At 48.7% G+C, this 13759-nt stretch carries 19 protein-coding genes; 13 read left to right on the top strand and 6 right to left on the bottom strand.

Features of this window, described 5'->3' with window-relative positions:
* Window positions 1-21: 21 nt before the first annotated feature.
* The gene (locus NX722_RS11800) at window positions 22-414 is read right to left on the bottom strand and encodes a hypothetical protein (RefSeq protein WP_262568144.1); all 393 of its coding nucleotides are present in this window, start codon (window positions 412-414) and stop codon (window positions 22-24) included.
* 17 nt (window positions 415-431) lie between these two features.
* Window positions 432-686: a DUF3768 domain-containing protein gene (locus tag NX722_RS11795; protein WP_262568143.1), complete on the bottom strand. Its 255-nt coding sequence runs from the start codon at window positions 684-686 to the stop codon at window positions 432-434.
* Between the two features lie 217 nt (window positions 687-903).
* Here NX722_RS11795 and NX722_RS11790 point away from each other — a divergent pair, with 217 nt between their 5' ends.
* Complete coding sequence (locus NX722_RS11790; RefSeq protein ID WP_262568142.1) at window positions 904-1377, top strand: hypothetical protein; 474 nt, start codon at window positions 904-906, stop codon at window positions 1375-1377.
* 3 nt (window positions 1378-1380) lie between these two features.
* Here the strand turns inward: NX722_RS11790 and NX722_RS11785 are convergent, their stop codons facing one another.
* Together NX722_RS11785 and NX722_RS11780 are read right to left on the bottom strand one after the other, a co-directional pair.
* Window positions 1381-1668, bottom strand: coding sequence for a type II toxin-antitoxin system RelE family toxin (locus NX722_RS11785; protein ID WP_262568141.1), 288 nt, complete (start codon window positions 1666-1668; stop codon window positions 1381-1383).
* Complete coding sequence (locus NX722_RS11780) at window positions 1658-1912, bottom strand: type II toxin-antitoxin system Phd/YefM family antitoxin (protein WP_262568140.1); 255 nt, start codon at window positions 1910-1912, stop codon at window positions 1658-1660. The genes NX722_RS11785 and NX722_RS11780 overlap by 11 nt, the downstream gene beginning before the upstream one ends.
* A gap of 90 nt (window positions 1913-2002) precedes the next feature.
* On the opposite strand from NX722_RS11780, the gene NX722_RS11775 reads away from it, so the two are divergent.
* Window positions 2003-3607: a phage terminase large subunit family protein gene (locus NX722_RS11775; protein WP_262568139.1), complete on the top strand. Its 1605-nt coding sequence runs from the start codon at window positions 2003-2005 to the stop codon at window positions 3605-3607.
* 81 nt (window positions 3608-3688) lie between these two features.
* Here NX722_RS11775 and NX722_RS11770 read toward each other — a convergent pair whose 3' ends face one another.
* Window positions 3689-4075, bottom strand: a complete 387-nt coding sequence (locus tag NX722_RS11770) for a hypothetical protein (RefSeq protein WP_262568138.1) — start codon at window positions 4073-4075, stop codon at window positions 3689-3691.
* 45 nt (window positions 4076-4120) lie between these two features.
* On the opposite strand from NX722_RS11770, the gene NX722_RS11765 reads away from it, so the two are divergent.
* The 8 genes from NX722_RS11765 (at window position 4121) to NX722_RS11730 (ending at window position 8471) form a co-directional block, all read left to right on the top strand.
* Window positions 4121-4321: a phage head-tail joining protein gene (locus NX722_RS11765; protein WP_262568137.1), complete on the top strand. Its 201-nt coding sequence runs from the start codon at window positions 4121-4123 to the stop codon at window positions 4319-4321.
* A gap of 3 nt (window positions 4322-4324) precedes the next feature.
* Window positions 4325-4987 (top strand): phage portal protein, encoded by a 663-nt coding sequence (locus NX722_RS11760; RefSeq protein ID WP_262568136.1) that lies wholly within the window; start codon window positions 4325-4327, stop codon window positions 4985-4987.
* Between the two features lie 15 nt (window positions 4988-5002).
* The gene (locus tag NX722_RS11755) at window positions 5003-5713 is read left to right on the top strand and encodes a head maturation protease, ClpP-related (protein WP_262568135.1); all 711 of its coding nucleotides are present in this window, start codon (window positions 5003-5005) and stop codon (window positions 5711-5713) included.
* Window positions 5714-5760: 47 nt separating this feature from the next.
* Entirely contained in the window at window positions 5761-6351 is a 591-nt protein-coding gene (locus NX722_RS11750; RefSeq protein WP_262568134.1) for a major capsid protein, read from the top strand.
* A 78-nt stretch (window positions 6352-6429) separates the two neighbouring features.
* Entirely contained in the window at window positions 6430-6720 is a 291-nt protein-coding gene (locus NX722_RS11745; protein WP_262568133.1) for a hypothetical protein, read from the top strand.
* A complete protein-coding gene (locus NX722_RS11740; protein WP_262568132.1) occupies window positions 6704-7303 on the top strand; it encodes a phage tail protein in 600 nt (199 codons plus the stop codon). Before NX722_RS11745 ends, NX722_RS11740 begins: the two co-directional genes overlap by 17 nt.
* Complete coding sequence (locus tag NX722_RS11735; protein ID WP_262568131.1) at window positions 7278-7679, top strand: hypothetical protein; 402 nt, start codon at window positions 7278-7280, stop codon at window positions 7677-7679. The genes NX722_RS11740 and NX722_RS11735 overlap by 26 nt, the downstream gene beginning before the upstream one ends.
* Window positions 7680-7727: 48 nt before the next feature.
* The gene (locus NX722_RS11730; RefSeq protein WP_262568130.1) at window positions 7728-8471 is read left to right on the top strand and encodes a phage tail tube protein; all 744 of its coding nucleotides are present in this window, start codon (window positions 7728-7730) and stop codon (window positions 8469-8471) included.
* Between the two features lies 1 nt (window position 8472).
* Here NX722_RS11730 and NX722_RS11725 read toward each other — a convergent pair whose 3' ends face one another.
* Entirely contained in the window at window positions 8473-8736 is a 264-nt protein-coding gene (locus NX722_RS11725; RefSeq protein ID WP_262568129.1) for a hypothetical protein, read from the bottom strand.
* Between the two features lie 35 nt (window positions 8737-8771).
* Here NX722_RS11725 and NX722_RS11720 point away from each other — a divergent pair, with 35 nt between their 5' ends.
* From NX722_RS11720 to NX722_RS11710, 3 genes are all read left to right on the top strand, one after another.
* Window positions 8772-10592, top strand: coding sequence for a tape measure protein (locus NX722_RS11720; protein WP_262568128.1), 1821 nt, complete (start codon window positions 8772-8774; stop codon window positions 10590-10592).
* 82 nt (window positions 10593-10674) lie between these two features.
* The gene (locus tag NX722_RS11715; protein ID WP_262563762.1) at window positions 10675-12075 is read left to right on the top strand and encodes an IS1380 family transposase; all 1401 of its coding nucleotides are present in this window, start codon (window positions 10675-10677) and stop codon (window positions 12073-12075) included.
* Between the two features lie 468 nt (window positions 12076-12543).
* Complete coding sequence (locus tag NX722_RS11710) at window positions 12544-13710, top strand: IS701 family transposase (protein ID WP_262568654.1); 1167 nt, start codon at window positions 12544-12546, stop codon at window positions 13708-13710.
* Window positions 13711-13759: the final 49 nt, after the last annotated feature.

Raw genomic sequence — 13759 nt, 5'->3', positions numbered from 1 at the left:
CCATCCCTGGCGAGTACGCTGTTACTGCCTTTCCAGCCATTGCTGAATAGTCAACGTTCTGGGAAAGCATTGATGCAGCCACTCATCAATCAGTCGTTCAACCAGCGTTCGGAACTGGTCTTCATCGGGAAAATCCCAGGGCTCAAATTTCGGATTCTGTTCACATAATGCAATCCAGAGTTGAGCCGCCAGCCTTTCAGAGAATTCATAATCAAAAACACCGGGAAAGCCTTCCGTATCATTTTTAGAATGTTCGACCTCGCTGATGATTTGGCTGTAACGACAAAGGTTCTGAATCAGTTCCAGTTCGCCATCACCAAACAGTTCAGCAGGTGTACGGGTCTGGTCGCTTAATTGTTTCAGCACACCGGCGCAGAAATAGTAGTGGGTAATCAGTTGAGCTTCATTATTCATCTTTTTAGTCTCCGTTGTTAATAATCGATAGCCAGCATAATGGTCAGCACCCGGACGGTTTTGCTTAAATCCGTGGCGTCCTCCGAGCCGTGTTCCATATCCGGGGCGTAATAATCAAACCTGGCGATGATCCATTCCTCTTCAAATTTGAAGCGGAAGAAATTATGCTCTCCATAGGGGTCGTTCTCCTCATTGAAGTGGTTAAATTCAGCAACCGCTTTCAGCAAACCGACTTTGTCCTCAATGGTGTGCTGCAGGTGGGCAGTCATCATGATTTCGTACCGGCACTGGATCAGGGCAAGGCTGTTTTTTTACCTCCAAACTGACCAGTGATTGTCGTACGGCATCATTCAACGTGGCTATTTCGTACATAAGTACATCCCATTCATTTTGTGTTTATCAGGGTTCGAGTGAGCTATATAGGGGGCTGGCGTCAGACTTGCGAGAAATAATCAGCAAACATTGAACAGGCGTTCAGGATGACAGCCCATGGCATTACTCTCTCAAGCGGAATTTGCCAGACAGCAAGGCTTTACCCGTGGCTATGTCACCAAGCTGATCAAGAAAGGGATCGTTAAGCTGAAGAACGGTAAGGTGGATTCTGAACAGGCGATTCAGTCCATGAAAGCTCATGCTGATCCGGTGGCTTTGGTTCGGCCTGACAAATCCCAACCATTGACGCCGGAACAGAATGGGACAGTCGATTTCGTCACTGCCCGAACCATGCGGGAAGCGTTTCGGGCGAAGATGGCGAAGCTGGAGTATGAACAGAAAAACGGTCAGTTGACCGATGCCGCACAAGTCAGAAGTGATGCGTTTAAAGCAGGAAAAATGGTCAGGGACGGGCTGCTTGCGCTCCCTGACCGTTTAGCTGACTTGCTGGCGGCAGAGAGTGACCCGGCAACCGTCAGAAAGACCCTTTTAGATGAGCTGGAAGCAGTGTTGAATAAGTTAGGAGGATAGCCTTTAATTCAGTCGTTTATGAGCATTCCTGTAGGCTTCACTTCGTTCCCGCTTGCCTACGCTGATGACAAAAACCACAACAATGTCATCCTGAACTTGATAAACAAGCCTGTAGCCTGAATTTCTCAGCTTGATTTTATAGCAATCCGGTTGGCCTGAGAGTTTGTCTTTTGGGACTCTGGGAGTAGTCAGGCGTTCCCGAAGCTTGTTTTTAAACTGCTCCTGAATAGTGGAATTTAATTTTTTCCATTCTTTTAAAGCTTTTTTGGAAAAGTCCAGCTCATAGCTCATCAATATTTACCCGAACCCGTTCGTCATTTTTACGTTCTTCAACGATGGCAGACAGCTCCAAGTCGTCCAGAGCATCCATCATGGCTTCATAGACTTTAGCGGGAACGGCGTAGAACACCGGTTCATTACGATTCAGGATAGCGACAGTTTCACCATTAGCTTCTTTGATGACCCCCATGGGGTTCTTTTTCAGCTCAGAAATACCGGCACTGACATCGGCAAGGATGGGGTGTATTGATGCCATTACATAACTCCTTATCTGTACGTTTAATTGACCTAATAATAGACCTGTTAATAGTGCTAATCAAACTTCCTGCTTGTTACCACTCATATTATGACAGTGCAAACCTGCAAAACTAGCCCATACCTTCATGGTTTCCTCGCAGGTCTGAAACCCGATACCCGACTGACGGTTTCCGAATGGGCGGATCAGAAACGGATTCTCCCTGTCAAAGCCGCCAAGGAAGCTGGTCACTGGCGTACCTCAAGAACGCCATATCTCAAAGAAATCATGGATGCACTGTCGCCGTCATCGCCCATTGAGAAAGTGGTGTTTATGAAAGGGGCTCAGGTAGGCGGTACCGAGTGCGGTAATAACTGGCTGGGTTATGTTATCGACCATGTGCCAGCCCCGATGATGTATGTTCTGCCAACCCTTGATCTGGCCAAGCGCACCTCAAAACAGCGCATCGCCCCCATGATCGAGGAAATGCCGGTACTGCGGGACAAGGTCAAAGACCCTCGCAGTCGGGACAGTGGCAACACTCTGTTGTCTAAAGAGTTCCCCGGCGGGGTGCTGATTTTTACGGGGGCTAACAGTGGAGCCGGTTTGCGTTCCATGCCTGCCCGTTTTGAATGCAGGCAGTGCGGTCACAAACATTACGAGAAAGATAAACCCCGCTTGCTGACCGAGGGTAAATGGGTTGCCGGAACCGGTGAAAAAAGCAACAAGGTGGCGGGTTTTCATCTGAGTTCGCTCTACAGTCCTAACGGCTGGTACAGCTGGCAAAATGCGGTTGAGGATTTTCTGGCAGCACAGAAAAAACCGCTACAGATGAAAGACTGGACCAACACGGTGCTGGGGGAAACCTGGCAGGACAAAGGTGAAACCGTCGAGCATGAATTGCTCTATCAGCGTCGTGAATATTATCCGGCTGAAGTCCCATGGTGGGTCGAGGTGATCACCATTGGTTGTGATGTTCAGGATGACCGGATTGAGTTTGAGGTGACAGGCTGGGGAGCCGGTGAGGAAAGCTGGGGAATAGACTATGTTCGCCTTTATGGTGATCTTTCCAAGCCGGGTATCTGGACGGCATTAGGCGACATGCTGCGTAAAACCTATACCCGGCAAGATGGTATCACACTCAATGCAGCGCAGGTGTGCATCGACAGTGGCGGTCACTTCACTGATGAGGTCTACACCTTTTGCAGACGACAGGGGGCGAACTGGGCGATTCCGGTTAAAGGCAGCTCCATTGCCGGTAAACCCATTGCTACCTTTCCCAAGACCAGGAATAAAAAAGGCGTCTACCTGACCCTTGTCGGCAGTGATACCGCCAAGGAACTGCTCTACCAGCGATTCCGCATTCTGGAACCGGGCAATGGTTATTGCCACTGGTCTGTCAGTGACTGTTTTGATGAAGACTATTTCCGGCAGATCACCGCTGAAGAAAAGATCAGGAAGTATAAAAACGGTGTGCCGTATTTCCAGTGGGACGCAAAAGGCCGAAGAAACGAAGCTCTGGATTGCCGGGTCTACTCCCTCACGGCGATACGCATATTGCAGCAGCACAAAGGCATCGATTTAAACCGTCTGGCGTCCTTGCGTGAACCGCCAGAGGACAATCAGGTCATCAACCCTGAAGATGCCATCGTGCAAAAACCTGTTGTCCAGCGACCCGCCAGAAGAACCATCAAAAGCACTTACCTGAACGGATAGCCTTTAAACATCACGGCACTATTTAAGAGTAAACTGGAAAAAGTTACAGCAAACTCAATTAGGCAGGTTGGTATTATATTTTTATTCGATTTTTTCAAAGTTTTCGAATACACACCCGTTTTTCATAGCATCGATTTGTAGTTTAATTTGAATGTTTTTAAGGTTAGGAAGGGATAATTCTATTAGCTCTGTCGCTGGATTGTTTCTTTCAAGAATGTATAAGTAATTTCTCATTAATAATAACAATGAACGTAGTTGATCTTCAGGAATTGGCTCTAATAAAGCCAAATATACTCGCTCTTCAATGTTTTCAGAAGTATTCACTGCAAGCCATTCTAAGATATTAATCTCAGCAGTGTCAGCACAGCTACATTGATCTTGATTGCACATTTGACAAACACTGTAGGAATAGGGGCAGTATGAAACAACTAAAAAAATAAAAAAATGTATATAAACAGACTTTGCCATTATCCATATCTCCTCGCTTCTATAAAAATCAAAAGAGTATAAGCCATGATTACCAACGAAGAATATCAGGCCCTGAAACGGGCGGTTTTGCTGCGTGATACCAAAACCATTGAGTTTGAAGGACGCAGAATCGAGTACTCCAGCTTCAGTGAAATGGAACGCCGTCTTCAGGCCATTGAACGGGAAATCAGCAAACAGAAAAAACGACCCAGGCAGTACGGTCTGTATTCCAACAAGGGAGTCTGATGGATGAAGCTAATCCGTCAACTAAAACGACTGCTGCCCTTCAAAAATGCCGCTTATACCGCTGCGGGCAATGGCAGGCGGGCAAAGAACTGGTATGCGCCCAACCTGTCACCCAATGACACCCTGAAAGCCGACCTTGGCAAGTTGCAAGCCCGTTCAAGGGCAGCCATTAGAAATGATCCCTGGGCAGCCAGTGGCATTACCAAACTGGTCAGTAACGTGATCGGCAAAGGCATTACGCCCAAGTCATTGATTGAAAATGACCGGCTACGGATTCAGGTGCAGGACTTGTTTGTTGAGTGGTCAGCGGAAAGTGATGCGGACGGACTGTTAAGTTTTACCGGCCAGCAGTCATTGATTACCCGATCCATGTTCGAGGCGGGAGAGTGCTTTGTTCGTCTGCGTCCTCGCAGGCTGGAGGACGGTTTATCGGTGCCGCTTCAGTTGCAGGTGCTGGAGTCTGAATTTGTTCCCATTCATTACAACCAGACCCTTCCCTGCGGCAACGTTATAAAGGGCGGCATTGAATTTAATCGTTTGGGTCAGCGGGTGGCGTACTGGATGCACCGGGAACATCCGGCAGAGTTCAGTTTTGACAGCAGCAAACTGGCACGAATCCCGGCTGATGATGTGTTGCATGTTTTTGAAGCCTTGCGCCCCGGATAGTTGCGAGGGCAACCGTTGCTGACACAAGTGCTGGACGCTACCAATATTGATGTTCGTATCAATAGCCGGGGTGGGATGGTGTTCGAGGGCATTGCTATCTACAACGTGCTGCGAGCCCATAAAGCGGACATTCATGTCAACATCGATGGTCTGGCGGCCAGTATTGCCAGTGTGATTGCCATGGCAGGCGATACCGTCAGCATGGCTGAAAATTCAATGATGATGATCCATAACCCTTATGGCTGGGCAATGGGTGATGCCGATGAAATGCGTAAAACCGCTGACGTGATGGACAAGGTAACAGACAGTATTGCGGTGTCGTACACTGCCCGAACCGGCAAAACTGTGGAAGAAATGAAAGCCATGATGGATGAGGAAATCTGGTTTTCAGCAGCGGAAGCGTTGGAGTTGGGTCTGGTCGACGGAATCGACAGCCCGGTACAGGCAGCTGCCAATATTTCACTGCTAGCCGGTACGGTACTCGGTAAGGATGCCTCTGACGTTTATACCCAGCTTGACCCGGCTGCCAGTGATGGAACAGAGGTCGCCGCTGGCATTTTGTACGCCGACAAAATCACCGATTCAGAACCGGGAAGGGGAGTTGTTATCACCCGCTTGGCGGAAGTGGTTGAAAGCTTGCTGGTTTTCCCTGATGGCGCAACGGATGAGGAAAAGGCAGCAGCGATCAAACAACTCGCCGCACAGGACATCATCCTGCGTAGCTAAAACAGTGACGACTATAACAATCCATCCGTTATCAGGGAGATAACACCATGTTCGATATTTTCAGCAATGACGCTTTCAGTCTTACCAGCCTGACCGCCACCATCAACGAAATGGACTACAAGCCCATGCGCCTGGGCGAGTTGGGACTGTTTCAGGAAAGTGGCATCGATGTTCGTGGTGAATCCGTCAAAGTACGTCGCAAGGTGGAAAAGGCATTGGGAGCGGAAATGTATACTGGCCTGCGGGCATTGTGCGGTGCTGACTTCTTCGATTCACTGGTTGGGCATGAAAAGGTCGAAAAAGCCTATGAGCGTTATCAGGACGGTGCCATGCTCCGTGATGATGTTCGCAGTGGTTTCCAGTTTGGCAATATTCACTGGGAAGAGTACCGGGGCAGTGTTGAAGACAAGGAATTTATCGCTGCCGATGAAGCCTACCTTTACCCGGAAGGCACTGGCATTTTCCGTACATGGTTTGCTCCCGCTGACTTTGTGGAAACCGTGAATACCATTGGCTTGCCTCGTTATGCCAAGCAAAAGCCGCTGGACTTTGACAAGGGTATCCAGATTCATACCCAGTCTAACCCGCTGCCCATCAACCTGCGTCCAAGAGCCGTTATTAAACTGAAAATGTCGTAAATGGCCGGGCGAGTCTTTGGGCTTGCCCGCTATCTCACCCTCCCGCTATCTCATCATCCCGCATTGGGAACCCTAACCATGACTGATCAGTTTGCAGCTTTGCATCATCAAGGCTTAGCGGTATTTGGGCAATCCATTACGGTCAGCAATCCGGATGGTGAATCCTTCACAACCAGGGGCATGTTCAAAAAAGAGCTGATTCCCTCCGGACAATTTGAGAACACTCTGCAAAGCCTGAATGTTTTGCTGTTAACCAGCAGCCAGCCGGTTAAACGAGGATATATCATCGATCAGGCATGGGTTATTGACCGGAAAATACAGGACGACGGTCAGTTAACGACATGGACGCTTTATGAATATTTACCTTGATCTGGATGGTGAGATTGACCCGCTGATCGCCGGGTTAAAAGGCTCACCCGATAAAGTCTCCAAAGCCACCAAACGGGCATTAGGTAAGCTGGCGAAATTTGCCGAGCGTAATGTTTTAAGGGAGGTATCCCGACAGGTTGGGGTCACCGCAAAATTAATAAAAGAGCTGGGCAGGGTTCGGGCATCCCTGAAAAAAGCTACCAACCGGGATACAGGGGAGTATGAACTGGTGGTGTGGCTGGGCATCTTTGATATTCCGGCTCATAAACTGGGTACTCCCCGGCAGACCAGGGCAGGAGTCCGAACCGGCAAGCATTTCTGGCAGGGAGCGTTTCTGTTCCAGCCAGTCAACGCTCCGAAAGCCATGGTGTTCAAGCGTGCGGTTAACTGGAAGCATAAACAACAGCGGTCAAGAAAATCAGGGCGGTTGATGTGGATCGGCTTGCCCATCGAAAAACAGTCCCTTCCCATCTATCAACAGGCAGAAACGGCGCTGGCAAACATGGAGCCATTGCTGCTTGAACGGTTTTCAACATTGCTACAACAAGAGCTGAACTATGCCTTCAACATCGAATCCCGATGAACAGATCATCAAAGCCCTTGTCGCCAAACTGGAAGAGAGTCGTTTTCCGGTATTGCTTGGCTATTCCATCGCTGACCTTCCAGAGATAGAGCCCCCAGCCATTCTGGTACAGCTGGACAGTATCCGGGAACAGGAACGGCAGGGTAAACGGGCAAAGTATCGGCTGGAATTAACGGTCAGCGGCGTTTACCGGACGCAGCCTGATACAACTTATCAGCTGATGACCATTGTCCGAACGATCCGGTCACTGCTCAATAGCGCCCACTTTGAAGGTGTCCGGAAAATCAGCTTCTCAGAGACTCAGTTCGATATCGCTCCCAACAACGGGCAGCTCTCGTTTGCAGATATGTCTGTGAACCTTGAAGCCATCTTCTAAATCACTCCAACAACCCATCCCAAAAATAAATCTAACAGGAGATTTCCTATGTCCACAATCGACCGCAGTTTCATTGGTGCCGGTTCCATCCACCTGCAACCCTACGACCAGTCAGCACCACTGCTGCCTATTGGCAATGTCAGCGAGTTTACCTTCAGCTTTGAAGAAGACCGCAAAGAGCTGAAGAACTATCTGGGAGGCGGTGGTAACCGCAATGTACTCAGCCGGGTGTCCAGTGTTACGGCAAGCATTGTCGCTAATGACTTTACCGCATCGAATATTTCCCTTGCCCTGCGGGGTAGTGTCACCGCAGCCACCACAACTCCAATCACTGGTGAACTGTTACCCAGTCACGGGGTGGAGGATGAACTGATCCCGTTTAACCATCTGCCGGACTTGAAGCAATCGGTCACCATCAAAGACAGTACGGATACCGAACTGGTGGTGGGTGTGGATTATGAATTAGCAAAATCTGGTATCAAGGTGCTGGTGAATAGTGGCATTGATAATAAAGGTGTAAAAGTCAGTTACACGCCCATTGCCTCTAATATGGTGCAGGTATTAGTGGAAAGTGGTCGTGAGTTTGTGCTGTTTATGGAAGGGCTGAACGATGCCCAGGAGGGCTTGCCCTTTAATATCCGGGTGCATCGGGTGAAGTTCTCTCCAGCCCAGAACCTTGGCTTCATCTCGGATGATTTTGCCAGCCTCAGTTTACAGATAGATGTGCTGGCAGACCCGAGTATTAGCGGGAACGGGTTGAGTCCGTTTATGCAGATTGATCTGGCAACGTAAGTCAGGGGTTCAGAGGAAGGGCATGTTCTGTAAGTATTTCCTGATAGCAGCAAAAACCATGCTCTTGTAAGTACATTTCAATGGCAGATACAACAAGATCAGTAGCAAGATCCAGCTCGCAATGTGAATAGATGTCGTAAAGCCATTTACCGAAGTTAGAGTCGTTATAAATCATAATCAATAAGGTTTGTAACAATAGCTGGCTCCTTCCACCAAGTGCTGTCAGGTATCCGACTAAGTAATCAATTTCTTCTGGCGTCAGCATTACCACACCTCAACGGCTAAAGCTTAAGGCACATTATGGGATCAGTTAAAGAATCCGCCTTACGGTTAGTACTTGAGCCGAGAGACACCCTCTCTCGCCCGGTTCAGCAATCGGCTAAATCGCTGGAAAAGCTACGTAAGAAAACCCATGAGCTGAAACAGCAACTTAGCACCCTTGAACAACAGGACAAGTTGTTATCCGCTTTTCAGCAGCAGAAAAAGACCGTTCAGGCATCGGGGCAGGCGTATAAACAGGCTGAAGAGAAGGTCGAGCAGTTAGCTCGGGAATATCAAAAGACTGCCAAGCCCACCAAGGCGATGCAGCGGTCACTGGACAATGCCCGTAAGTCGGTCATTGCGGCAAACCAGGCCTATCAAAAACAGCGGGGGAAATTAGCTGAGCTGCGTGGTTCTCTGGAGAAAGCCGGATTATCGAACCGTAAGATTGCCCAGCAGCAGAACCGGCTACAAAGAGAACTGAAACAAACATCAGCGGCTTACCAAAAGCTAACAGCGAAAAGCCAACAAGCCCAGCGCACTCTACGGCGAAACCCGTTTAAGAAGGTCGCCAGTGATGCCAGCCTTGCCTCAAAAGGCATTAATGGTCTGGCAGGTCGATTCACGGCACTGGTATCCGCTGGTGCTGGTTTGTACGCCATCAAGCGTGCCATGCAGGGTGTTCTGGGAGCCGGGGATCAGTTTGAAAGGCTGGAAGTTCAGCTTACCGCCATTATGGGCAGCATCGAGGAAGGCAACCGGGCGGTTGAATGGATCAAGGACTTCACCTCTAAAACCCCACTGGAGTTACAGCAGGTTGCTGACTCCTTTACTGCCCTGAAAAACTTCGGGCTTGACCCCAAGGATGGCACGCTTCAGGCCATTGTGGATCAGACCTCCAAACTCGGCGGAGGGATGGAGCGCCTGAACGGGATGACTCTTGCGTTAGGTCAGGCGTGGGCAAAGCAAAAACTGCAAGGGGAGGAAATTCTACAGCTGGTTGAGCGTGGCGTTCCGGTTTGGAGCCTGCTGGAAAAGGTAACGGGCAATAATACTCAGGAGCTACAGAAACTATCCAGTGCCGGGAAACTTGGCAGGGAAACCATCAAGCTACTGATTGAAGAGATCGGTAAATCCAGTGAAGGAGCTGCTGCCGCTAATATGAGCCTGCTGTCAGGCTTGATGGCGAATATGTCCGATGAGTGGCTGAAGTTTAAAGGACAGATTGCCGATTCCGGCTGGCTGGATTACGTCAAAGGTCAGTTAAAAAGCTTTGCCATCAGCATTCAGGAATTAACGGACAACGGCAAGTTAGAACAAGTAGCAAAAGCCATCAGCGATGGCTTTATCAGCATGGCAGAAAGTATTAAGGCTTCACTGTCTGGCGTGACCATTGAAGGGTTTGTTTCCGGGATAAAAGACGGTTTTCGTACAGTCAGTAACGCACTGAGCGATGCCCGGTCAGCGTTTGAGATAACCAGCTCCACCGTCAAACTGTTCTTTAATGGCTTTATGGTGGGGGTGAACGGTTTTGGTGCTGTGGTGACTGCGACCTTTGCTTCCATTACCAGCGGTTTGTCCAGCCTGTTTAAAGCGGTCAATGCCGATGAAATGGCCGCAAAAACCGCAGCCATTACCGCCACGCTGGATGCCATGAGCAATGACTTCACAGCGAAGGTCAAGCAGGACGCTTCCGATGTTAATGATGCCTTGTCGGATATAGGCGACAGCCTTGTCAGAAATAACGAACAGTCCCAGCAAAAAGTCCGGCAGCATAACAAAAAGACCATTGACCAATTGCTGGATAATTACCAACAGGTCAAACCTGCCGTTCTCGAGTTTAGCCCGGATATTTCATAAAAAGAGGCAAGTTCCGCCCAATCACTTGATATAATTGGGTCGACCAAAAAAATGCTTCGGAAGAAGCAAACCGGAACTTGCCATGAACAAATTTACACAAGAACAGCTTCGTTTTCACCCCTCCAACGGAAAAACTATCCGGGCAGACTTCAATGGCGGAGAATTATCCTCTGATTTTGGCGCCCTGATGCTACGTGAAACAATGCTTCACAGCGGTATCATATCCAGGCTGACTGACGGCATTGACGATAAACGTCATCAATCCTACATCGACCACACCCTGCAAGAACTCATTGCCCAAAGAGTTCTGCAAATGGCCTGTGGTTATGAAGATGCAAACGACAGCAACCATCTGCGTAAAGACCCAATCTTTAAGCTTGCCAATGGAAGAAACCCACTGGACGATGATAACCATCTGGCTTCCGCTCCAACGTATACAAGGCTTGGTCAGTCCATGACCAAACGGGATATTTATAATATGACCAAAGCACTGGCTGATCACTTCATCAGCAGTTATGAATACCCGCCATTAGCCATCATTATCGACCTGGATCATACGCCTGCTATCACCCATGGCGGCCAGCAGATGAACCTGTTCAACGCCAAATATCAAGACTACTGTTACTTGCCCTTAATGATCTTTGAGGGGCTCAGCGGCAAGCTGATCACTTCGATCCTGCGTCCTGGAAAAACACCCACAGGCCGAGAGAATGCAGCTATTCTCCAGCGCCTCATTAAGCTGATCCGTACAAGATGGCCGAAAACCCATTTACTGGTTCGTGGGGATAGCCACTTTGCCCAACCAGAGTTAATGCAGGTTGTTCAGGATGACCCTCACTCCGACTACGTGCTGGGAAAAGGCGCAGGACACAAGACGGCCTTGCGACCTAAAGCCAAAGAGTTGCTGGATGAAGCGCGGAAAGCTCTCGACGTTAAAACCGGGCTGGCAAAACTGAACAACATGCCAGAGCCTGAGCGACTCAGGCTCTACGGAGAAACGGACTATCAGGCAAAAAGCTGGAAAGGGCTGGACACCCGGATAATCTATAAGGCAGAGGTCAACCAGAAAGGCGACAATCCCCGCTTTATTGTGACTTCGATGATGGAGGCTTCCCCCGAGGAAATATATGAAGACCTTTATTGTCCCAGAGGGCAGGATGAGAACTTCATTAAGCATCTGAAAAGTGATTTGTCCGGTGATCGCTTGTCAGATCAAGGCTTTCTGGCAAATCACCTGAGAATGTTTTACGCCTGCGCTGCTTATGTTCTTCACTATGAGCTGAGAACCAAGGCACTGAAAGGTACGGAGCTGGAAAAGGCACAGCCATCAACCGTGATCACAAAACTTTGTAAGGTCGCGGTTAAAGTGGTTGAGTATAAAGACCGAATCAAACTTCACTTGCCCCGCAGCTGTCCAATAAAAGGGCTTTTGCAGCATATAACCGAAGTCTTTTATTCAATGCCGCTGCCTCGACCGGGATAGTCAGCTTCATAAACTCAATCAGAATAAAATAGCGACCAACAGAAAGAGTGTTGGGGAATTCTGTTGTCCTGAAAAAGCAGGTGCTGATCAAAAAACATCCGAATTAATGGTGAGTTCGGGTTGTAATACCTTTTTCATGGACAGTAGAGCAACAGACCTCCGAAAAAATCAGAATGGGATGTTTTTTCCGGAACTTGTTGCTCATTTATGAAATATTCGGGTTAGAGAATTATAAGTACTAACGTTTTGTATTTTTTGATGCCGAAATAGGTTAAGCAACCGCTTCATCTACCAGAAAAAAGCGGTTGCCATGCTCACTTCAGATCAGAAAGTAATCCTTCGCGAGCTTTCTTTATATACGACATTTCTTGCAAAAGCGCTATCACCACTTGCGGCACCGACGTTCTGTGAGTTACTTCTGGGTGGCATGCTTTCTGGCGAAGGCTTTGTTACACAGGCTCTCCGACGATCCACTACGAGAATTTCTGGAACAGCTACCATCATTGGGTCTCTCAAGGTAAGTGGCGTTGGCGAAACCTGGCGCATCGTCTGATATTGCTGGTCAGTTCTAAAGTGCCTGACGGTCAGACCATTCCCCTGATTCTTGACGACCTGACACTCGAACGTTGCTCTGACAAAGCACCGGCATGCCGAATACATCACCAACACAGCAAGAAAAAGAACCGGTGTACTTATCTTCTTGGTCAATGCTGGGTCTTTCTGGCTATTCCTTTCCAGAGACCATCAGACAAGGTGCATACTGCGGTTCCAGTGATGGCATTTCCATCACCTAAATCAGGCAATATCAGTAAACTTAAAATTGCAAAGGCGATGCTGAAATCTGTACGGCAGACTCTTCAGGGGCGAGCTTTGCGGCTACTCACTGACTGCTGGTTTATGAATCACACCATGATGCAGCCCGCGCTTGAGCTTGGGTATGAGGTCATTGGTCATATACCCAAAAACCGGGCACTTTATGCGCTTCCAGTCGATGCACTTCCTCCCTCTCCTTTCAAAAGGAAAGGCCGCAGGCGTAAGTATGGTGTCAAAATGACACCTGAGGAAGTAGAGAAATTACCAGAGACCAAGATGACTCTCTGGCTTTACAGAAAGAACCGGACTGTCTCTTTCCGTTCCTGTATTTGCCGGGCTCGTTTTTTGAAAGGCCGTATTGTCCGAGTCGTCTGGAGTCGTTTTGAAAACGACAAGGGAGAAACAGAAACCAAACTATTTCTGTCCACCAACCCTGACCTGAAAGCCGATGAAGTGCTATTAGCCTACTCGCTCAGGTGGCCTATAGAGCCTATGTTCCAGCAACTGAAACACGAGTTTGGATGCAAGCATTTATGGCAGCAGAAACTCAGAACGCTGTTACGATGGATGCACATTAAAATGGCAGGGTATGCGCTGTTGCAATTGCTGACCATTTGTCAAAATCCAGCGGCTATTGCCCTGGCCAAAACTGCCTGGAGGCATCCCGATACTGTCACGGCCGGAATGCTTAGGCGCGCGCTGTTTTGGATTATTCCGCAGTTTCGAATTCGTGGCTGCTGGAACCGATATGAGCAAAAATTAGAGCTGAGATTGCCGGATAAAAACGAACGTTCGGATAGTTTTTTGGAAAAAGCGGCATAAATGAACTCAGAACCAATGATTTAAACGGTTCAGGCAGGTTTAAATTATG

Origin of the sequence: Endozoicomonas gorgoniicola (assembly GCF_025562715.2) — a bacterium.
GTDB classification, from domain to species: domain Bacteria; phylum Pseudomonadota; class Gammaproteobacteria; order Pseudomonadales; family Endozoicomonadaceae; genus Endozoicomonas_A; species Endozoicomonas_A gorgoniicola.
Note: the sequence above shows the minus strand (reverse complement) of the source record. Positions and strands in the feature narration are given on the sequence as shown.